17 protein-coding genes and 1 pseudogene are annotated in these 22,294 nt (G+C 41.1%); 10 read left to right on the top strand and 8 right to left on the bottom strand.

Annotated elements, in window-relative coordinates; genetic code table 11:
* Window positions 1-79 precede the first annotated feature (79 nt).
* The 3 genes from WG8_RS19910 to WG8_RS19900 form a co-directional block, all read right to left on the bottom strand.
* On the bottom strand, window positions 80-610 hold the full coding sequence (locus WG8_RS19910; RefSeq protein ID WP_442950079.1) for a tyrosine-type recombinase/integrase: 531 nt from the start codon (window positions 608-610) through the stop codon (window positions 80-82).
* A gap of 38 nt (window positions 611-648) precedes the next feature.
* Complete coding sequence (locus WG8_RS19905; protein WP_007432044.1) at window positions 649-1,113, bottom strand: nucleoside deaminase; 465 nt, start codon at window positions 1,111-1,113, stop codon at window positions 649-651.
* An 86-nt stretch (window positions 1,114-1,199) separates the two neighbouring features.
* Window positions 1,200-2,108 (bottom strand): EamA family transporter, encoded by a 909-nt coding sequence (locus WG8_RS19900; protein WP_043891272.1) that lies wholly within the window; start codon window positions 2,106-2,108, stop codon window positions 1,200-1,202.
* 608 nt (window positions 2,109-2,716) lie between these two features.
* Between WG8_RS19900 and WG8_RS19895 the strand changes: the two genes are divergently transcribed.
* The 7 genes from WG8_RS19895 (at window position 2,717) to WG8_RS19865 (ending at window position 14,059) form a co-directional block, all read left to right on the top strand.
* Window positions 2,717-4,639 carry a beta-glucoside-specific PTS transporter subunit IIABC gene (locus WG8_RS19895; RefSeq protein ID WP_007432043.1) on the top strand — a complete coding sequence of 641 codons (1,923 nt, stop codon included), beginning with the start codon at window positions 2,717-2,719 and terminating at the stop codon, window positions 4,637-4,639.
* A gap of 19 nt (window positions 4,640-4,658) precedes the next feature.
* On the top strand, window positions 4,659-6,107 hold the full coding sequence (locus WG8_RS19890) for a 6-phospho-beta-glucosidase (protein ID WP_007432042.1): 1,449 nt from the start codon (window positions 4,659-4,661) through the stop codon (window positions 6,105-6,107).
* 905 nt (window positions 6,108-7,012) lie between these two features.
* Window positions 7,013-8,878 carry a beta-glucoside-specific PTS transporter subunit IIABC gene (locus tag WG8_RS19885; RefSeq protein WP_007432041.1) on the top strand — a complete coding sequence of 622 codons (1,866 nt, stop codon included), beginning with the start codon at window positions 7,013-7,015 and terminating at the stop codon, window positions 8,876-8,878.
* A gap of 19 nt (window positions 8,879-8,897) precedes the next feature.
* Window positions 8,898-10,358, top strand: coding sequence for a glycoside hydrolase family 1 protein (locus WG8_RS19880; protein ID WP_007432040.1), 1,461 nt, complete (start codon window positions 8,898-8,900; stop codon window positions 10,356-10,358).
* A 32-nt stretch (window positions 10,359-10,390) separates the two neighbouring features.
* Window positions 10,391-11,239 (top strand): PRD domain-containing protein, encoded by an 849-nt coding sequence (locus WG8_RS19875; RefSeq protein ID WP_007432039.1) that lies wholly within the window; start codon window positions 10,391-10,393, stop codon window positions 11,237-11,239.
* 28 nt (window positions 11,240-11,267) lie between these two features.
* On the top strand, window positions 11,268-11,861 hold the full coding sequence (locus WG8_RS19870) for a YitT family protein (protein WP_232289140.1): 594 nt from the start codon (window positions 11,268-11,270) through the stop codon (window positions 11,859-11,861).
* Window positions 11,862-12,994: 1,133 nt separating this feature from the next.
* On the top strand, window positions 12,995-14,059 hold the full coding sequence (locus tag WG8_RS19865; RefSeq protein WP_083837602.1) for a right-handed parallel beta-helix repeat-containing protein: 1,065 nt from the start codon (window positions 12,995-12,997) through the stop codon (window positions 14,057-14,059).
* 663 nt (window positions 14,060-14,722) lie between these two features.
* Here WG8_RS19865 and WG8_RS29430 read toward each other — a convergent pair.
* From WG8_RS29430 to WG8_RS19850, 4 genes and pseudogenes are all read right to left on the bottom strand, one after another.
* Window positions 14,723-14,851 (bottom strand): annotated as a pseudogene (locus WG8_RS29430) (hypothetical protein); the annotation flags it as partial.
* Window positions 14,852-15,155: 304 nt separating this feature from the next.
* Complete coding sequence (locus WG8_RS19860; RefSeq protein WP_007432036.1) at window positions 15,156-16,247, bottom strand: sensor histidine kinase; 1,092 nt, start codon at window positions 16,245-16,247, stop codon at window positions 15,156-15,158.
* Window positions 16,240-16,839, bottom strand: coding sequence for a response regulator transcription factor (locus WG8_RS19855; RefSeq protein ID WP_007432035.1), 600 nt, complete (start codon window positions 16,837-16,839; stop codon window positions 16,240-16,242). Before WG8_RS19855 ends, WG8_RS19860 begins: the two co-directional genes overlap by 8 nt.
* A gap of 133 nt (window positions 16,840-16,972) precedes the next feature.
* On the bottom strand, window positions 16,973-17,539 hold the full coding sequence (locus tag WG8_RS19850) for a class I SAM-dependent methyltransferase (protein WP_007432034.1): 567 nt from the start codon (window positions 17,537-17,539) through the stop codon (window positions 16,973-16,975).
* Between the two features lie 634 nt (window positions 17,540-18,173).
* Here WG8_RS19850 and WG8_RS19845 point away from each other — a divergent pair.
* On the top strand, window positions 18,174-19,253 hold the full coding sequence (locus WG8_RS19845; protein WP_083837601.1) for an ABC transporter permease: 1,080 nt from the start codon (window positions 18,174-18,176) through the stop codon (window positions 19,251-19,253).
* A 94-nt stretch (window positions 19,254-19,347) separates the two neighbouring features.
* On the opposite strand, the gene WG8_RS19840 is transcribed toward WG8_RS19845, so the two are convergent.
* Window positions 19,348-19,608, bottom strand: a complete 261-nt coding sequence (locus tag WG8_RS19840; protein WP_269744437.1) for a phosphatidylglycerol lysyltransferase domain-containing protein — start codon at window positions 19,606-19,608, stop codon at window positions 19,348-19,350.
* Window positions 19,609-19,930: 322 nt separating this feature from the next.
* Here WG8_RS19840 and iolE point away from each other — a divergent pair, with 322 nt between their 5' ends.
* The gene (gene iolE / locus WG8_RS19835; protein WP_007432032.1) at window positions 19,931-20,830 is read left to right on the top strand and encodes a myo-inosose-2 dehydratase; all 900 of its coding nucleotides are present in this window, start codon (window positions 19,931-19,933) and stop codon (window positions 20,828-20,830) included.
* 16 nt (window positions 20,831-20,846) lie between these two features.
* Window positions 20,847-22,280, top strand: a complete 1,434-nt coding sequence (locus WG8_RS19830; RefSeq protein ID WP_007432031.1) for a sugar porter family MFS transporter — start codon at window positions 20,847-20,849, stop codon at window positions 22,278-22,280.
* Window positions 22,281-22,294 lie beyond the last annotated feature (14 nt).

The raw sequence follows: 22,294 nt of genomic DNA, 5'->3' as shown, positions 1-22,294 counted from the left end.
ATGATCGTTCACTCCAATCGTATTCTATTTTTTCAATATTGTCAAAAATGTCTTCTAATATAAACTGAATTTCATTAAATTACTTATCCATTTTATTAACTGCTTTCCTCATCTCTTCATCAGTTAAATGAGTATAAATCATTGTCGTTTGTATTGAAGAATGTCCTAATTGGTTTTTCAATCTAGGCACATCATTGTTCTCCAAGTGATAACGCGTTGCAAATGAATGTCTCAGAGAATGCACGGTTAGAGCTGGTTTTCCAAAAGCTGTAGCATATTTTTCAATCAGTTTCTCAATGGATCTCTGTGTTGCGTCGGCTTTTTCCTTTACGGCCAATGGAGCTACAATAAATAAAAAGCTTTCGTTTTTTTCTGGGATATATCTTGTTGTTCTAATCTGAAGATAATTTTCTAAATCTAGTAAAGCTTGCTTGCTGAAATACACAAATTGTTCTTTATTACCTTTACGGATAACACGAACTAAAGCTTTATTTATATCCAGATCCTCAATGTTAATGCCTGCAACCTCAGATAGTCTAAGTCCTGATCCTAAAATGAGGGAAACAATGGCTGTATCCCGTTCACGATTAAACTGATGGAAATTGAAAATGTTTTTATTCTCTTTATTGATTTCTCCGTAATCATGGGCTACAAAAAGTCTAATGCTTTAACTTGCTCAGCTAATTCAGGTACAGGACCATCCACATTTGCAATTCGAATAATCTCTTCAATAGCTAAATTATAGATAGGCGTAGGAGAAACTTTCAATTCCTCAAGCCACTGCACGAGTTGAGCGGAAGAGCTAGCATAAACGATACGCCCCAATCCCACCCAGGCATGAGCAGCTGCGCACATCGGACAATGTTCACCAGAAGTGTAGACTATTGCATTAGCACGATCCTCTAGAGACAGATTAATAGCTGCCCATCGTGCTAATGCAAATTCTGGGTGTTGGGTATGATCCCCTCCGGAAACATGATTGAAATCTTCAATTAGGACATTCCCTTCATGATCAGTAAGAAGGGAACCAAAGGGTTCGTCTCCATTATTGAGTGCAATCCGTGCAAGTTCAACACAACGGTTTAGATGTTTCAAATCCAGTTCAGATATCATTATCGAGTCCTCCTGAAGTTTGAATATGATAAAATACCGATTTTACAATTAACAAATATCAACATAAAAATCATTAACAATAACTTTTATAGAACCGCTTCTTTAGATGGAGGGGATTGTGGTTCTGGTTTTCTGCGTCGAAGATTACTGAATGCAATACCAGTCAAAATGATGAGAACGCCGATCCACTGAATCCACCCCACATGTTCTCCTAACACAAGTGAGGACATAATGACGGCCATGGGTAATTCAGAAGCAGTCATTATGGTCCCCATTCCTGAACCAACATGTGGCATGCCTATCGAGTACAAGAGGGGAGGCAACACCACTCCGAACACACCAAGAAACAACCCATAGGGACTTAATTCAGTGAGCGTATCAAGATTCATTACAAACGTTGGAGGAAAAGCCACAAAAACAGTGATAACAGCCCCGGTCGAAAGAAGTGAACTTTTTAATATAGGCGGGGTATCCTTCTCGACAGATCCACTCAGAAAAACGAATAAAGCAAAGGTTATAGCTGCGAGGAACCCCCAAATTATTCCTTGCCATGATAGTGAGATATCGCCCTGAGACAATATGTTTGCGGCTAAAATTGAACCAAAGAGTAGGATTAGAATGGATACAAGTTTTCCTCCAGTTGGTTTTCTTTTTTGGAAAACCCATTCATAGAGTGTTCCGATCCAAACAAATTGGAACAACAAAACGATGGCTAATGAGGCATTTAAAGTCTGTAAAGATTTGTAATAAAACATACCTGTTAATCCAAATGGAATTCCGGACATCAGAATCTTCATGACTTGGTTAAATGTTAGTCTTTTCTTTTTGGTGAACATAACCAGTATCCAACTTAGCATAGTGCCAAAGAAATACTGCGCACCTGTCACCTCGGGTGCCGAAAAACCTGCGCTATAAGCCAGTTTAACAAATGTGGAAAGTATCCCGTAACAACACCCACCTAAGAAAACAATTAGTGCATAATGCCATAATTTCATAACAATCCTCCTTTTTTGAATACAAAAAAACCACACAAATGTCTGTACAGAACATTTGTGTGGCGAAAAAAGAGATAACTCTCTTGAAAAATCCACATCCATTAAGGTTTTAGTATTGGATTCATATCGGTTTCAGTATATAAGCAATAGTTCGTCGTTGTCAATAACCTGAAATAAATAACGATGGGAGTCGAAAGGAGTATTTTTATTGCTTTTCATCACTTATGAATTCTTGAAACACGTTTTGATGACTTTTCTTTTTTGAACTAAATTGACTTCATATAAAAAATGTGGATGTATTCATGTAGATTTTCTCTATACAAATAATTTGACCCAAAATAATACTTGCAATTTCAAAAAAAAGTGTTTTATTATTGTCCGCGAAGGTAGCTTATACATCAATTGGATTGTCACTGTTCGAACAGGCAATACTGTTTCTGGCCAGAAAAGACGTATTTTAAGCTAACTTTCACAGAATCTAAGGTATGTGAGACCAAAAGAATATTGCTGCACGGCATTACAGGATTGTTACCGTCAAAGGGCCAAAACCTGGATAGCTGAGCTTGCATGGCTCGATGCAAAATCACAGCCAGAGAGGAAGAGCATACATGAATTATGACCAAATGGCCAAAGAGATTCTGTCTCGGGTTGGCGGTGTTGAAAACGTTAACAGTGTTGTTCATTGTGTGACAAGATTGCGCTTTCAATTGAAAGATGAGAGCGTTGCCAGAACAGAAGAATTAAAAAAGTTATCCGGAGTTATTACAGTCACGCAAAGCGGCGGTCAATACCAGGTTGTGATCGGGAACGAAGTACCCGATGTGTATAAAGCCATCAATAAGATCGGTAAATGGTCTACTGATGATACTGACAGTACAAATGCTGACGTTGTAAAATCCACGGGAAGTATCTTTAATCGCTTTATCGATATAATTTCTGGAGTATTTCAACCTTTACTTGGTCTATTAGCCGCAACAGGTATGATTAAAGGGTTTAATGAAATGTTTCTATCCTTCGGTTGGATCACTGAAGTATCGGGGACTTATCAACTATTAAAAGCAACTGGGGACTGCTTGTTTTACTTCTTCCCCGTATTTTTAGGATACACTGCTATGAAAAAATTTGGTGGCTCAACATTTTTAGGCATGGCTTTAGGAGCTGCATTGGTATACCCAACTTTGTCAGGATTAAGTACAGGGAATCCTCTATACACTTTGTTTGAAGGAACATTATTTGAGTCGCCTGTTCATATCACATTTTTGGGCATTCCAGTAATTTTAATGAGTTATTCATCCTCTGTAATACCCATTATTTTGTCTTCATTTATTGCATCAAAACTGGAGAAATATTTAAGAAGAGTGATTCCTCAAGTAGTTAGAACTTTCTTGGTTCCATTTTTCACTATGCTAGTCATTGTCCCTGCTACTTTTCTAGTTCTGGGACCAGTATCTACATGGATAGGAGATCTTATTGGTGCAGGCGCCACTGGTGTTTACGAAATAAGTCCAATAATCACAGGGTTACTTATTGGCTCACTATGGCAAGTTCTGGTCATCTTTGGACTGCATTGGGGGATCATCCCAATTTCTTTACTTAATATTGGAACGCTGGGTTCAGATCCAATCATGGCCCTTTCTTTTGGAGCTTCTTTTGCGCAAACGGGTGCTGTGTTAGCGGTTCTTTTAAAATCCAAAAATCACAAAACGAAGTCTCTGAGCGTGCCAGCATTCATTTCTGGAATTTTTGGAGTTACCGAACCTGCTATTTATGGCCTAACTCTGCCGTTAAAAAAACCATTTATTATGAGTTGTATTGCAGGTGGAATTGGGGGGGGATTACTAGGATACGCCGGATCTAAGTTTTATGTTCTTGGGGGACTGGGTGTATTTGGATACCCTAACTATGTAAGCAAGTCTGCCGGCGTTGATTTCGGGTTTTATATGTCCTTAATTGCAACTGTCGTTGCTTTTATCCTTGGGTTTATCCTGACCTATTTCATTGGTTTTAATGAACAAGTTGATCTAAGTGCAAGCAACAATGAAATCAAGCAGGAATCAGACTCTCATACCGACCAAACAGTTGAAATATTTAGCCCTATGACTGGAGAAGTGGTTGAACTCAAATATATTAAAGATGAGACTTTCGCTGGAGAACACATGGGAAAAGGAATTGCTATACGTCCTACAAATGGTCGCGTAGTATCACCTGTTAACGGTGTTGTGCAAACGATCTATCGAACTAAGCATGCCATTGGACTCGTTAGTGATGAAGGTGTAGAGATTCTCATCCACGTTGGACAAGATACGGTTCAACTTAAAGGACAACATTTCAATGCAATTGCCAAAGACGGTGATCGGGTTAATATCGGTGACGTAATTGTTGAATTCGACTTAGAGGCGATCTTAGACGCCGGATACGAAACGGTAACTCCTATTGTTGTCACTAATTCGTCGCTTTATCGTGAGATTGAACCAAGCACCACAAAAGACGTCATTAACGAAAAAGAATCATTGATCAAATTGCATCTATAAAAAAGAGGAGGCACAAGAAATGTTTAATGGAATTACTCAATTCCCAAACAATTTTCTGTGGGGGGGAGCAACAGCAGCCAATCAGATTGAAGGGGCTTATTTAGCTGATGGTAAGGGGCTAACAACTATAGATTTAATGCCACTGGGTCCTAGTCGGAACCAGGTTGCACTTGGAAATTTAGATTCGTTTGTGCCCAAGGAAGGCGAGTTTTATCCTTCCCATGAAGCCATCGATTTTTACCATCGCTATAAAGAAGATATCGCACTTTTTGCTGAGATGGGATTCAAATCATTCAGGATGTCAATCTCATGGGCGCGGATATTTCCTAATGGTGATGATCTCACTCCAAATGAAGCAGGATTGCAATTTTATGATGCTGTATTTGATGAACTTCTGAAATATAATATTGAACCCGTTGTAACGATTTGCCACTTTGATTTACCCGTAAACCTGGCAAAAACGTATGGCGGATGGAAAAATCGAATCATGATTGAACTGTTCGAAAAGTATTCAACAACGTTATTTGAGCGTTATAAAAATAAAGTAAAGTACTGGATGACATTTAATGAAATAAACATGCTATTACACCTACCTTATACAGGGGGTGGTATTATTTTTGAAGAAGGGGAGAACCGGCAGCAAGTACTATATCAAGCAGCACATCACGAGCTCATCGCAAGTGCACTTGCAGTGAAAGCCTGTCATGAGATCATTCCTAATGCCAAGATAGGATGTATGTTAGCAGCTGGAAATGTTTATCCGTATAGCAGCAATCCAGAAGATTACTGGGAAGTAATGAACATGGAGAGAGAGTCGTATTTCCTGATTGATGTGCAGTCTAAAGGGGAGTATCCAGGTTACGCTAAACGTTTCTTTATGGAGCATGATATCCATCTGGAATTGGGACCTCAAGATTTAGAAATACTCAAGAAATATACGGTGGATTACATTGGCTTTAGCTATTATTCAAGTCGTTGCACCAGTTCTGACCCTGAAATCTTAAAGAATTTCACCGACGGCAATGTATTTGGTTCTGTCATTAATCCTTACTTGGAGACTTCTGAATGGGGCTGGACCATTGATCCCAAGGGAATGCGTATTACTTGCAATCAGATATATGAAAGGTACAATAAACCACTATTTATCGTAGAGAACGGACTTGGAGCACAAGATGTTCTCTTGGAAAATGATATTATTGAAGATGATTATCGTATTGAGTACCTGGATAGTCACTTTGCCGAGATTGCAGAAGCGATTAAAGATGGAGTTGAGATCATAGGGTATACAAGTTGGGGGCCAGTCGATCTTATAAGTAATGGGACCGGTGAAATGAAAAAACGATATGGATTTATTTATGTTGATAAAAATAATGACGGTTCGGGTTCGCTCAGAAGGATCAGAAAGAAAAGTTTTTATTGGTACAAAGAAATCATTGCTGATAATGGAGCAAAATACTTTCAGAAATAATCATTAACCGTTAGAGGTAAAGTTGCTACAAAATTCAGCGCTGCTTCATTTTGAAAAAGGTAGTGTCTCCTTTAAGAATACAATGTTAAAAATGCATTGTCTCCCTAAAGGGGATTTTTCAAAGACGAATAGACAGGACGAAGAAAATTTGATGCAATGGTTTATACGGGGGTGATTCTTAGTTTATGATAATTAATTCAGAGCACATCTCTAAACTGAAAAAATCAGGATGCATTGATCATCAACTCAATGAAACTGAGATGAAGAGAGTTTATGACGCTATGGATGGCATCACTGAACTCATTCGAGGTTTCTTTTGACGAGTTAGTTCTTGTAAAAGATATACCGTTAAGTAGATGAGTAAACATGAAACTGTCAAACAAACCTACAACAATACAACAAGTGTCACGGGATAAGAATATAGCCCCGTTGAAGGTCAGCTAATTTAGCGGCTTTTTTAGTGGTCTTAGACAGTTGAGCACGCGAAACGTGCGAAACAAAAAAACACCTACTATGTGAATGATCCCCACATGACAGACAGAATAAAGAAAGCCATTGCTCTGTCTGTCATGTGGGGATTTCTTATGAATACAACAAATATACGGGTTTAGTGAAGGAGATATATTCCTGGTTCAATTTATTTTGAATAAAAAGGGATTAATTCCAATTTTAAGTATAACCGAAATTGCTAACCATCCTTGATTACTGCCGGCTGAGAAATAATGTTGACGCTTTCAAAAATCTGATTTATAATTCAATCAATCGAATATACCTATTAGACATGTGACTGGTAATGCAGGCAGGATCTAAAATGACGAATATTATATTTGTCGTTTTAGGTCCTTTTTTATTTGCATAAAAAGCCTGCTTCCTTTCGCAAAATTACAAAAGGAAGGAGCATAGACATGGATTACAAACAGACCGCCGCGGAGGTTCTGAAGCATGTAGGCGGCAAGGAAAACATCTCCCATTTAGAACATTGCTCGACAAGATTACGCTTTTCCTTGATCGACAATAGTAAAGCCGATGTCAAGCGGCTCGAAAGCATTCCCGGCGTCATCGCTGTAAAAATGACTGGTCAGTGCCAGGTCGTCATCGGGAATGAAGTCGTTGAAGTTTATGATGCGGTCAATCAGTTGTTGGAGGGGGCGCCGAACCCGAACTCGGAATCCGCTGCTGCGGCATTCGAGGCTAAACCGAAAGAGAAGAAAAAACTCGGCAGCGTTATTTTGGATTTTATCGTGGGTGTGTTTCAGCCGCTGATTCCGGCGATTGCCGGCGCGGGGATGTTAAAGTCGCTGCTGCTGCTGCTTGGTTTAATGAATGTTCTGAATCCGGACGGCCACACTTATAAAATCTTGTTTCAAATTGGAGACGCCGCTCTTTACTTTCTTCCATTATTGGTGGCTGTTACCACCGCCAACAAACTGAAAGTCAGTACATTGGTTGCTCTGGCTGCCGTCGGCGCTTTGCTTCTACCGAACATGGCGGCTATGCTTGGAGAAGGCGTTCAGTTGTTCGGTTTTCAGGTTAAAAATATCGCCTATGCCTACCAGGTCTTCCCGGCGATTCTGACCGTGTTGCTCTACGCTCAAATGGAGAAATGGTTTACGCGAATATCGCCGAAGGTGATCCGAATCTTTTTTGTCCCGATGATGTCGCTGCTCATTACCGTTCCGGTTTCATTATTAATTTTGGGTCCCCTCGGTTATACGCTCGGCGAAGGTTTCTCATCCATCATCTTAACCTTGTTCGATAAAGTGGGCTGGATTGCCGTAGCGTTATTGGCCGCCGTATTGCCACTGATGGTATCCATCGGCATGCACAAAGCGCTCATTCCTTACGCTCTCACCGCGATGGGAAGCACCGGCAAGGAATTGCTTTATTTACCCGCTTCGCTTGCCCACAATATCGCCGAAAGCGGCGCTTGCTTCGCCGTTGCGGTACGGACCAAAGACAAAGCGCTAAGAGCCACGGCGATTTCCGCCGGGATATCCGCCTTATTCGGCATTACGGAACCGGCCTTGTATGGGGTCACGCTGCAAAATAAAAAAGTGCTCGGCAGCGTCATTGTCGGCTCTCTTGTCGGGGGGGCGTTCATCGGTATCGTCGGCTTGCAGGCTTATGTGCTCGTCGGACCTGGGATAGCCAGTTTATCCATGTTTATCTCGGAAGATTTGCCGAGAAATATCATCAATGCCATCATCGCGCTCGTCATTTCTTTTGCGGTTGCCTTTGTTTCGGCCTTTATGCTTGGCAAAGACAACAAAGCCAAAGAGGAAGAGCAGCAATTGGCTAACCAGCTTACCGCGGTGAAAGAGTTCAAAAGTCCGGTAGTCGGGGAAATGGTTCCTTTGTCCGAAGTGAAGGATGAGGTCTTTTCCACCAAAGCGATGGGCGAGGGAATTGCGGTTATTCCCGCCAAAGGCGAATTATACGCGCCCGTGGATGGTAAAATTGAAGTGGTATACAGCAGAAACCATGCGATTGCCATGAGTACGGCGAACGGCATCGAGTTGTTGTTCCATGTAGGGATCGATACCGTCCAGTTGCGGGGCAAATATTTTGAACCCCAGGTGAAGGCCGGAGATGAAGTGAAAGCCGGTGATTTATTGCTGAAGTTCGATCTTGAAAAAATTATTGAAGAAGGCTTCGATCCGGTAACTATCGCCATCGTGACCAATAAGGGCAAATACGCGGTCGAGGTTGCGGATATAAAACAGGTGAATCGCCAGGATACTTTGATGGTTGTAACCGCCTTAGAAAACTAAACCAAGGGAGAGAACTGAAATGAGCAAAGGATTTCAAGAGAACTTTTTATGGGGCGGCGCCATTGCCGCCAATCAGGCGGAAGGCGCTTGGAACGTGGATGGGAAAGGTCTGTCCGTAGCTGACATAGCCATGTATAGACCGCATTTGAATGTCGAGGATTACGAAGCGCACCAGGTCATTACCACCGAAATGATCGAACGGGCGATGCAAGATCCGGACGTCAAAAAATATCCGAAACGCAGAGGGATCGATTTTTATCATCGGTATAAAGAGGATTTGGCCCTGTTTGCCGAAATGGGCTTCAAAGCGCTGCGCGTTTCGATCGCCTGGAGCCGGATTTTTCCGACCGGTGAAGAGAACGAGCCCAATGAATTGGGGCTGAAGTTTTATGACGGTTTGTTCTCGGAAATGAGACGGCTCGGCATCGAACCGATCGTCACGCTTTCCCACTATGAAATGCCCCTTGCTTTAAGCGTCAAATACAACGGCTGGGTGGAAAGAAAGGTCATTGATTATTTCGTGAAATTTAGTAATGTCTGCTTCTCGCGTTTTAAGGACCTGGTGAAATATTGGCTGACCTTCAACGAAATCGACAGCATCATCCGCCATCCTTTCACGACCGCGGGCATTGTCCCGGAGCGTTGTCCGGAGGGCAAGGTTGAGGAAACCATTTATCAGGCGCTGCATCACCAGTTTGTCGCCTCGGCGCTGGTGACGGCGGATTGCCACCGCATCATTCCGGGCAGCCAGGTAGGCTGCATGCTGACGATGCTGACGACCTATCCAAATACTTGCCATCCCAAAGATGTGGAAATTACGCTGATGAGGAATCTGCACACTTATTTTTACGCGGATGTGCAGGTATTTGGAGAATACCCGCCTCTGATCGAAACCATGCTCGAGCAGAAAAATATTCATCTGCAAATGGAACCGGGAGATAAGGAGATTTTGCGGAAGCACACGGTCGATTTTGTTTCTTTCAGCTACTATATGTCATTAACCGAGTCCGCCAAAGAAGGACTGGAGCGAACGTCCGGCAATACGATCACAGGGGTGAAAAATCCTTATTTGCCCGTAACGGATTGGGGATGGCAGGTCGATCCGGTCGGCCTGAAAATTTCCTTAATCGAGTTATACGACCGCTACAGAAAACCGCTGCTCATTGTGGAAAACGGCATGGGAGCCGTGGACCGGGTGGAAAGCGACGGCTCTATCCACGATGACTACCGGATCAATTATTTTAGGGAACACTTTAAACAAATGAAGGAAGCGGTGGAAGCCGGCGTTGACCTGTTCGGCTACACAAGCTGGGGACCGATTGATATCATCAGCGCTTCCACGTCCCAGATGTCCAAAAGGTACGGCTTTATTTACGTCGATCAGGATGACGAAGGAAACGGCACGTTGCAGCGCAGCCGTAAGGGTTCTTTTTACTGGTATAAAAAAGTGATTGAAAGCAATGGCGAAGATTTGGATTAGTTCCCCATCTTTCGATTAGGGAGGTAACCCGTGTGATCAAAATCAAAAAAGTGTTGAATTCCAGCGTAGTTTTGGTGGAGGATGAGCAGAACAAGGAGTACATTCTGTTTGGCAAAGGCATCGGCTACGGCCAAAAAGCGGGCAATACCGTCGAGGAACACCAAGCCGATCAAATCTTCGTACCCGTCGAAAATGTCAAAGTCAAAGAGTATCTTGACGTATTGGATACCATTCCTCCGGTATACGTGGAACTGACCGGGCAGATTGTGGCTTACGCGGAAAAGAAGCTGCAAACCAAGCTCAACACGGGGATCTATTTTACCCTAATGGACCATTTGCATTTTGCGGTGGAACGGTTGTCTAAAAAAATCGCGATTACCAACAAAGTGTTTTGGGAAATTAAAAATTACTATGCTGAGGAATTTGAAATCGGACTCTTCTCCTTAGAGCTGATCAAAGAAAAGCTGCACATCGAAATGCCCAAGGAGGAAGCGGCCAACATCGCTTTTCATTTAATCAATGCTCAAAGCGGGGAGAAGGAATCCAAAGACGGCATGAAGATGGCCAAAATGATCGGCAGCATCGTCAACCTGGTGAGATATTCGATGAATATCGACATGGATACGGAAAACGTCCATTATACCCGTTTTGTAACCCATGTGAAGTTTTTTGTGGAGCGGTTTTATACGGATAAAATGCTGGAGGCGACGGACAACATCCTGTTTGAGCAAATCGCCAGCCTGTATCCGCAGGCGATGGACGGGGCTTTCAAGATCAAGGAGTATATTAACCAAGTGTATGGAAAGACCATTCCAAACGAGGAGATCACCTATCTGGCCGTGCATATTCACAGGCTGATCTCCTATAACCAGTTGGCCTAGTCTAGACGGAGGTTCTTTAATATTGAAAGTGAAAAACATTATGATTTCGTTTATTGGGTGTTTTATTATGGGTCTAGGCATAAACGCAGGATATGTACCCGTTCACTTATTCAGTACAGGATTCCCGGGAATCGGGATCCTTACGCTCTATACTTTGAATTGGAATCCGGGTATCGTCGTGTTTGCTCTTAATATTCCTTTGTTATTACTGGCTTGGAAACGGATTGGCCGCTCCTTCGTCATCCAGACTGTGATTGTTGCAGGGGCTTTGTCCGTCTTCCTTGACCTGTTGTATCCTATCCGAAATTGGGTACATCCTCCCTTATGGTTAGGCATTTTGATTGGAGGGGCGTTCTTGGGATTCGGATCGGGAATCGTTTTTGGCCAAGGGCTGACCAGCGGGGGCGTTGGCCTGTTAGGCCGGTTAATTCAACTTCATTTTCCTAAACTAAAGATGGGTACGATTCATATTGCATTTGATTTTTTTGTGCTTATACTTGGAGCGATGGTCATGGATATCACGACGGCATTTTACACTTTCTTAGCATCGATCATTATGGGACGTACGATGGACTTCACAAAATCGGTGCCCAATCTTATTGCAAGATTCCGCCGCACATAACCAAACGCATTGGCAAACTCTGCCCGAAAACAGTTTCGGGCGAAGAGCAACGAAAGCAGCCAACTTCACATGAAGGCTCATGGCAAAGAGCAGCGGTGAAGCCGCAAGGGTATGCCGGAGCGCCAAGCTCTTCGTAGGCACCAACTCGACCATTCTTCTCTCGAAGAACAGAACGATTTGCTGGAACGAATTCTTGAAAGGGCCTCTCGGGGAAACCGGGTAAGAAAGACGATAGGCTGTATTGTGGACTGATTGGGTTACGTTTTTCATCATGTTCCATCAAATTTTTGTTTAAGAGCCCTCGCTCCGCTTTAGAGATAAGGTTGAAAAAATGATTCTTTTTATATAACAACAATGTACTCAAGATTCCTTAGTCGCTTTGGCGAAGAAATGCTTTCGCAAATCGGCTATCAAATAAGGGTATTGTGCTTCCCTCGCTCCTGGGAAAAGAGATGTTAATCAATCCCCTAATCTACATTGTTTATATGATTTATTTCTCCGATTCAGTGGTCAACTTTTTAAAATTAAAATCCGTTGATTAATAACGGGATAATTTTAAAATGTATTTTATTGATAAAATGGGAACTTTCAATATGATTCGAGAACTCAACTTTATTGTCTGTACACAAGGTGTTGTTGTCTGATGGTAAAAAAGTCTGGAACTAGTCATTTTACAAACATCAAGAAAGATCCCGATGATATATCGGGATCTTTCTAGCTTAGGAGGGCAATTATGTCTACAATAGTCCAACGAATTCGAACTACCAATAGATGATCAGGTAAAGGTTCCACATAATCAGATATCTGTTGTATTTATTGTACTGATTTGATTAAGGCGCTACTGGGCCCTGGAAGCATCTAACGGCGGCTTAGTTTTAGTGTACCGGAATGACCGTTTTGATTACACCCACTTTCATCCGTCGATGAGAATTAAACAATTAGACATTCAATTCATTGCGTAAAGTTACTTGTTAATTTCATATTTGTTTAATGGTGATAAATTCCATGTATCTAAAGACTCATACTTTCGTTGAGTGTTTTAAGTCTAAGGTCACTTTTTTCTGTTACCTATTTATATTCAGATGAAATTCCCGAAATATAGTGTAGTCTAGTATTTTGAAATGAGGGGTTAAATGATGTTGGGTAATTTGAAATTTAGTCACAGCATGATGAGTCTTAAAATTAGAATGGTCCACAAGATTTTAATTGGTGCGATCGTTGTGGGGATTGGATCTATAGTAGGAATGTCAGTTGGGGCTTCGGCATCCGCGCCTGTATTGCCAAACCAATTTCATATACATGATGTTAATGTGTCGGCTAATGCAACTGACGCAACAATTCAGGCTGCCATCAATTGCGCTTCAGCTGCAGGTGGGGGAACTGTTACCTTGGAAAAGGGGAGCTATAGTATTAAAAAACCAATCTATCTAAAAAGCAACGTTACGATTGCGGGAGCAGGTAAAGGTAATACGGTACTGCAAATCGATGCTAATTTAGGGGCTAATGGTGCTTTAACTTCGAACAATTCAAACCCGGCAGAGAATATAATTATTAAGAATTTAACAGTAGATGGTGTAGCAGCAACCGAGCCTGATAAAGCATCCAGCCATGAAAAAATTACAAATTACGGTATATTACTGGATGGTAGTAGCTATGTGAACGACAAGGTACTCTTCGATAACATCGAGATAAAAAATACAAATATGGGACTTCATATAAAAGGATCTTCCAACGTAACAGTACAGAATAGTGAATTTCACGACAACGGAGGATCAATTGATTATTGGCATAATGTATACTTGAGAAGAGTGACTAACGTTTTAATACAAAATTGTGATATTTATAAATCAAATTCTGGGAATGGTATTAATATTTCATATTCGGATCATGTGACCGTTGATTCATCAAAAATTTACGATAATTATTTCCGCGGAGTTCGGGTAGCTGTAGGAAGTTATGTTGATGTGACCAACAATGAGGTGCATGGAAATAAAACTGGGGACGGTATTATTTACAACAGTGAGGAGTCAGGTGTGACCAATTTCCGTATCATCAACAATACTGTATCGAATAATGGAGGGTATGGTATTTTTATCAATGTTGCCTGCTCAGACGGAGAAGTAGCGTCCAATGTCAATGAAAACGGGAACAAGCATGGATATATTCTAAATAAAGGGAAAAATATTTCTGTAAACTAGCAATAGTTTCCTTCCTAGCTCCTAGCTGGATTTACTGGAGTGGTGTTTATTATTTACCTGCGCGCCCTATTACAGAATGTATCTATCATATATTGGAGATATACAACAAGTAAATGAGGTTAGAGCTATGGGGGCATGTGATAATATAAATCCAACTGTTGGCGGTGTGCGGACTTCTACGCGACAATCTTGGAGCTCTTTATTATGTTGGTTATAATTACCAAATCACTTTGGATTAAATTTTGTGAAAAAAGATCGTTATATTACACACTTCTTCACTTCATTCAGTATAAGTTTGATATCTCTTATTAAAAACGTGTAACACCCTACTGGCTTTACTGGTGGGGTTGTGGGTTATAGCATCAATTGAGACAGCCAATATCCCAAAAAATCCAGTAAAATTGGGAGTAAATACAAAATCATCTGTTAATGAATATCTAAGTTTTCTTATTTTATGGTGAAAAAGGACAGCCTGTTTTTTATAACAAGAAGTAAGACAAACATAAAGGGGAAAGCACCTTTATTCGGTTAACAATAAATTTTTGTTATACACATTCTTACCTACTGAAGCAGTTATCGCTGACAAGCCAGAACCAGAAAAGGCTGCAATGCTGACATGGGGAGCATAGGTGGAATGCGGCATGATGTAATGCTTTTAGGCCTTGCTTGTGTTAGATGTACATCGCATTCAGGCATTCCAATAAATTGGAATGCCTGGAAAATAGACACTTCAATTTCTAAAGCTCGGTTATCCGCTAATCCAATATCCTCGCTTGCAAATCGAACCAATCTTGGGTAACTGAATTACGAACTGACGACCATACAGGTGGAGCACATGGTGATTATCAATTCATCGTTCGTACGGACTTAAAATGTACAAGTATTAAAAGTAGGCCCTTGCACTCATCGAGGGTCTTGTTTGTAATCAATTTATGCATTATTAACCATGGCAATATGAAAATAAACTTGTAGACTATGAAGATGAAGATGTAGGATCAGAATAATCCGCCATTGTATAAATAATCTCAGGTTTAGGAAGCGGAGTTTCTCCGCATTTCATAGAAGGTATGAGAAGAAGCAGCTTCAACTGACACTGTTAGCTACTGGAGCTATTTTCAAAAGGTAAATTCAGTTGGAATGTAAATACGTTATGAATATGATTGAGCGTTAAGGTGCCTTGATGTAACTCAACAATATTCCTAGCGATGGAAAGACCCAGGCCTGCTCCAGTTTGGATACCTTCGCTACTTCTTGAATAGTCAACCTTATAAAAACGTTCAAACAGCTTCTCCTCTTGATCTTGCGAGAGAGGAGTTCCTTTATTTTCGACCTCAATCGTAATTTGCTCAGGAGTCGTTTTCAGTCGAATGCAAATGCTTCCCGGCTTCAAGGAATACTTTAAGGCGTTCATGAGAAGATTATCGATTGCTCTGGCAATTTTATCGCTGTCAATGGAGGTAACGATTGGGGAATCACCGATATCTTTCACGATATATACACCGTTTTCTTGAGCAATGGGTTCGAACTCGAACAGCAATTGATCCAAGAGTTGAAATAAATTGATCCTTCTGAGATTTAAGTGGACATCGACCGAAGTGAGCCGGGTATATTCAAACAAGTCATCCAGCAACTTCTTCAAATGAAGCGCTTTGTTATAGGTGTTTTGAACAAAGCGCGTATATTCATCTTTATCCTGATATGAGTCTGTTCTTAGAAGCTCAATATAGCCAATAATGCTTGTCAGAGGCGTACGCAAGTCATGTGAAATACCAGTGATCAACTCCATCTTGGATTTCTCAATTTCACGTTCTTTTACAATCTGTTGCTCTAAACGTTCTGTCATTCGATTGATATTGAGCGCGACCCGCCCGAGTTCATCTTGCCGAACAACAGGTACCCGATAACTTAAATTACCTTCGGAAATAATTTGAAGCCCTTGCTCCAGTGTAATTAAGTCTCTAACGATTCGTCGTGTCAAAACTAAAAAAGTAAAAATAAAGGTTACCATAAACAAGGGGGTGAGGAGATAAGGAAAAAAATTGTGAAACCATTGCCATTCAATTTTCAAGAAAAGTAAAATGAGAATATCATTTATAGCAATGGCGATAATAAAGCTTAGCACCATTCTGATTAAAATGTTGACCTGGATGCGTTTTTTTCGTTTTGGCTTTTGAATATATTCACTCAATTTTATAGCCAACTCCCCACACCGTTTTAATATACTGAGGATCTCTTGGAAATTCCTCTAACTTCTCTCGTAAATTACGAATATGAACCATCACGGTATTATCAGAAAAACCATATGGCATCTTCCATACATTCTCGTAAATTTGCTCCGAACTAAAAACCTGCCCAGGATGGCTGGCAAGCAAGACCAGAATAGCAAACTCCAGAGGAGTCAGCGAAATTTCGTTTCCTTTTAACTTTACGGAATGTTTGCTCTTATCAATCACCAGATCTTTAATAAGGATAAGGGAATTAAATTCTTCGTTTCCTATTAATGATTGACGCCGTAGCTGCGCTTTTACGCGAGCGAGCAGTTCTAACGGGTTAAACGGCTTGATCATATAGTCATCAGCCCCGGTAGTGAGCCCGTTAATTTTATCAATATCTTCTTCCTTGGCTGACAGCATGATAATTGGAGTATTCGATATTTCTCTTATTTTTAGGCATGCTCTAATCCCATCCATTCGTGGCATCATGACATCCAGGATTACCAGTTGAATCGGTGTTGTCTTTATGGCATCCAGGGCTTCTTCACCATCGGCTGCTTCAATCACATATTAAGGTATTTAGGGTGCCTAAAATCACTGTAACTAGTATAAATATCATGATGATAAAGTAAAGTCTTCACTTTTTCTACATGCGCATAAGCAAACTATTCAATGGAGTGAATTAAAGTGTCATCATCACTTAAATTGTTTCCTTTTTACGACAGACGTATACGAAAGCAGGAGGGATATTGAGAGGCACCAAATCAATTTTTTCAATGCTAAAATTTTTGGAAAGCTGCTTTTTCATTTGAAGCGAATATTGAAAGGCGATGAACAACCCCCCAGGTTTGAGTGCTTTATAGATTTGTTCAACCAAAGTATCTCTCAATTCACGCTCAAAATTAAAAAAAGGCAGCCCGCTAAAAATACAATCCAACTGATGAATGTTCTCTTGCTTCATCGTTTCTACTAATTGAGCAGCGTCCGGATGACAGGAGAAGTCTGGATATTCTGTCTGTAGTCTATTCCTCATGGTCTCATTCATCTCAAACAATAACACTTTCGTTGTTTCACTCACCTGGGTGTTGATAAAACGGGTGATGGCACCTGTACCCGATCCAAGCTCTGCGACTGCCTTAACCTCATTCCAGGGCGCTTGTTTGACCATTTTGGTCGCCAGAAACCGGGAGCTCGGCATAACACTTCCCACATTTTTCGGGCTGTGAATAAAGCTTCGCAAAAACAAAAAATTTTCATGTAGTTTCAACTGATTTTCCTCCATTACTCTTTTGTTGTCAGGCATAATGCTGAGTTCAAATATTAAATATGTCATTTCTTTTTATCGAAGCGGATGGATGCCGGAACGATTAAAAATGAAAGAATTGATTTGGGATTGGGATTTCAGAAAGACCAGGGCGAAGCACTTTTCACCTCCATCTCTTGTTTTGATACAGAAATCATAATGAAAAAAACTAAGGAATTTGTGAGTATATTTCTAAAGAAAATCTAAAGAATTTGTCTATGGAAGTCTTAAAATCTATTTCATACAACCTTCAAAAGCCTTACCAACCAAGTCGGCAAGGCTTTTTTATAAGGGAAAATGCTTATGATTGAAAAGAGATCATCTATAGGCATAATGATTATAAGGATGTTACATTTTTTTTATTATCTCTTGATTGGCGTTCGAAGATGCAGCATCACCAAAGGGTTGGGATCAAATAGTTGAGGTCTGATTAGCTTGGTTAAAAGCTGATCAGACCTTTTTTACATTCGGCGTAAAAAAAGCTTAAGATGTCAAGTCATGGCTTGGATGGGATAATTAAAGGCGTTTTTGTATTACTTCAGAATTTCTTTAGAAATATCCTTATAATCTCCTAAGATTTTTATATTAATATACTCTCATTGACATTAACGAGGAGGAAATAAATAGTCTGGGCAATAACGTGATTATGGTTGCTCCAGCCATGCCAATGACCGAGGAAGAAGTCAATGGGGACAACTTGCCCTCATTTACGTGGGCTGATATCGAGGCATTGGAACAAAAGAGTTCGATTGCGGCATTAATGCCCAGTATTTCGAGCAATTCAAAAGTTGTATGGGGTCGATATAACTATAATGCAACTATTATAGGGACATCCGCTTCATTTTATAGAGTTAAAAAGCTTTCCTTTGCTGAGGGCAGGACATTTACCAAGGATGAACTGGATAAACGTATGAATGTTGCTATTCTGGAAAGCCAAGCGGTTGTACGTCTTTTTGGTGGGGATACCAAAAACGTGGTGGGACGAACGTTTCAAATGAAACAGATCCCCTTCAAAGTGATCGGGGTATTGAATTCTCAGCCTGTTACGAATTTAAGCCGCAGTACGAATGATCAAATTTACATCCCTGCTACAACCATGATGAACCGTCTGGGTGAGAAAAATATTACCGGCTTGGATGTTTCCGCCAAGTCACCAGCTTTGATAAATCAAGCTCATTCAGATATATTGGGAAGCTTGCGTGTGACGCATCAGTTAAAACCCTCGGAACCGGATCAATTTCAAGCTATGAGTCTGTCCGAAGCAGCAGGTGCAGTTTCCGGTGTAAATAATATCATGAGCAACTTGCTGGGAGGTGTAGCCGCGATATCGCTCGTGGTAGGGGGAATCGGAATTATGAATATTATGATGGTCTCAGTTATAGAGCGTACAAGAGAAATCGGTATTCGGAAAGCGATCGGTGCCAAGCCGAGAGATATCATGATCCAATTCCTGTCTGAAGCGGTCATTTTCGGTCTAATGGGAGGTATACTCGGGGTTGTTACTGGCATAGGAGCATCCAAAATAATTGAAGCAACGGCTCATATGACCATTGAATTTACGGTCTCGCCGATCATATATTCGTTTCTTAGCTCTGCAGGCACAGGCATCTTATTTGGGGTATACCCAGCTTATAAAGCAGCGAGATTGAAGCCAATAGATGCATTGAGATACGAATAATTTTATTTACAAAAAAGATATAAGCGCTCTAGATGTCACAAAGAGCGCTTATATCTTTTTTCATTTTCAACTTATATCGAAACTGAACCCTCGCCTATAACATTAAATCAACTTTTTTCGTGATGCGGCCTTCTGCATCACGAAGCAGTGTTAAGGGCGAACGCTGAATATATGCTTCGTTAAACCAGCCTAAAGAATAAGACTTCTCTTTACGATTGCCGAGCCATTCCTTCGAAATTTGACGCAATTCAGATATTAATTCTGAGTGATAGGGTGGGGCAAGAACTTCAAACATCTGTTTTTCTCGATTGGATTTATTTAAGGCAGTTCGATTACCGCAAAAGTGATAATCCAGGGCCTGCTTTTATATGTTTTTTCAGATACTGTTGTGTATATATACACTAACGTTGATGAGAATTAACGAAAAATGATAATATATAACCAAAATATGACCATTTCTTTATCGATAAAAACATTAAACAACAAATAAATGAGCGAGTTTACATAGAAATTAAAAAAAATAAGAAAATAAAAGAAAAAACATTGACTGAAAGCGCTTTTAATATTACTATATAATCACACAATGATCAAAAGTTAATCATTATATTATCATTCCAATGGAGGGAATTGATTCCTGGGCAATGCCTCATTTATTTTTTATCTGAAGGAGAGTGCTTATGAGACATCAAGATATCATGTGGGGGATTGCACCCATAGGTTGGCGCAATGATGACATCCCAGAGATAGGGGCAGGAAACACGCTTCAGCATTTACTTAGCGATATCGTTGTAGCCGGGTTTGAGGGAACTGAAGTCGGCGGTTTTTTTCCAGAAGCGAGCGTGCTGAATAAGGAACTTCAGCTACGCAAGTTGAAGATTGCCGCTCAATGGTTCAGTAGTTTTATTATTCGTGACGGTATTGAAGATGTGATTGGGCTTTTCCGTAAGCAATGCAGCTACCTGAATACAGTTCAGGCGAGCGCGATCGTTGTATCTGAGCAAACTTATAGTGTTCAGGGTTTAGAGAAAAATGTGTTTGCCGATAAGCCGTATTTCTCGGATCAGGAATGGGAAAGATTGTGTCAGGGACTGAACCTTTTGGGTGAAATTGCCGAGGAGTATGGTTTAAAACTGGTGTATCACCACCATATGGGTACAGGTGTTCAGACAGGCAGCGAGATCGAGAGGCTTATGGCAGGTACTGATCCGCAGCATGTACATTTGCTGTATGATACAGGCCATATCTTCGTCTCGGATGGTGATTATATGACCATATTGAACCGGCATATTGACCGTATCAAACATGTGCACTTCAAGGATGTCAGACTTCAGATGATGAGTGAATGCAAAAATGCAGAAAAATCTTTTTTGCAATCCTTCCTTAGCGGAATGTTCACAGTACCTGGAGATGGGTGTATTGATTTTACCGAGGTGTATGGCAAGTTGGTAGCTGAAGGATATACAGGTTGGATTGTCGTTGAAGCCGAGCAGGATCCGAGCATTGCTAATCCTCTTGAATACGCTTTAATAGCACGTAAATATATTGACGAAAAACTCCTTGATCAGAATTTGAATTAGGAAAGAGGTGGCCTTTATGAGAGTCGAAGCAGCTAAAAATTCTTTTCTGACCAAAGTTATTTTGATTTCAACGCTGGGAGGATTGCTGTTCGGTTATGACACAGGTGTCATTAACGGTGCACTTCCTTTTATGTCTGGCAAAGACCAGCTTAATCTTACCTCCTTTACAGGGGGGCTTGTTGCCAGTTCGTTATTGTTCGGTGCCGCTCTGGGAGCCGTTTTTGGAGGGCGCTTGTCCGATTACAATGGACGTAGAAAGAACATTATGTTGTTGTCCGTGGTGTTCTTCGTTTCGACGATTGGTTGTGCGCTCGCACCGAATGTGACAATTATGATCATATCGCGCTTTTTGCTGGGCTTGGCCGTTGGTGGCGCTTCCGTAACGGTCCCTTCTTATTTGGCCGAGGTTGCCCCGGCTGACCGACGCGGAGGCATTGTAACTATGAATGAACTGATGATTGTAAGTGGTCAACTGTTTGCTTTTGTCATCAATGCGATCTTGGGTACAGCATTCGGTGATACCAGCCATGTATGGAGATATATGCTTGCTATTGCGGCCCTACCTGCGGTATTCCTGTTCATCGGAATGTTTCGGGTGCCTGAAAGTCCACGTTGGCTTGTAAGCAAGAAGAGAAACGACGAGGCTCTTACTGTGCTTGCCAAAATTTTTAGTAAAGAGAAAGCTACGGAAGAGCTTGCAGAGATCCAGGCAACAGTCAATCAGGAGAAAGAGGTAAAGAAAGCAGGATTCAAGGATTTGGCGACTCCGTGGGTTCGTCGTATAATGTTCCTTGGCATAGGGATTGCTGTTGTTCAACAGATTACAGGTGTAAATTCGATCATGTACTATGGAACTCAGATCCTGAAAGACGCAGGTTTTACAACAAATGCTGCTTTGATTGGCAATATTGCAAACGGTGTCATTTCAGTTCTGGCTACTTTTGTTGGCATCTGGTTACTAGGCAAAGTAGGACGTCGTCCGATGCTGATCACCGGCTTGACTGGAACAACTGCCGCACTACTGTTGATTGCAATCTTTTCGTCTACAATGCATGGATCAACCGCACTGCCTTACGTCGTTTTGGCTCTGACCGTTACATTTCTTGCCTTTCAGCAGGGAGCAATTTCACCTGTAACTTGGCTCATGCTATCAGAAATTTTTCCACTTCGCTTGCGTGGTCTCGGGATGGGGTTGACGGTCTTCTTCCTTTGGATTGTTAACTTTGTCATCGGGTTATTGTTCCCGGTACTTCTTGGAAGCCTGGGGCTGTCCACAACTTTTTATGTTTTCGTTATATTGGGCGTTTTGGCAATCATGTTCGTAAAAATTTTCTTGCCGGAAACCAAAGGTTTGTCTCTGGAACAGTTAGAGCAAAATTTTCGCAACCACGGAAAGAATACTGGAGGTTTGCAGGAAAGTTATAGCCCAAAAGCAGCATCTACTGATTAAGATTTAAATTGAAA

Origin of the sequence: Paenibacillus sp. Aloe-11 (genome assembly GCF_000245715.1) — a bacterium.
GTDB lineage: Bacteria > Bacillota > Bacilli > Paenibacillales > Paenibacillaceae > Paenibacillus > Paenibacillus kribbensis.
This window is presented reverse-complemented; position numbering and strand designations above follow the sequence as displayed.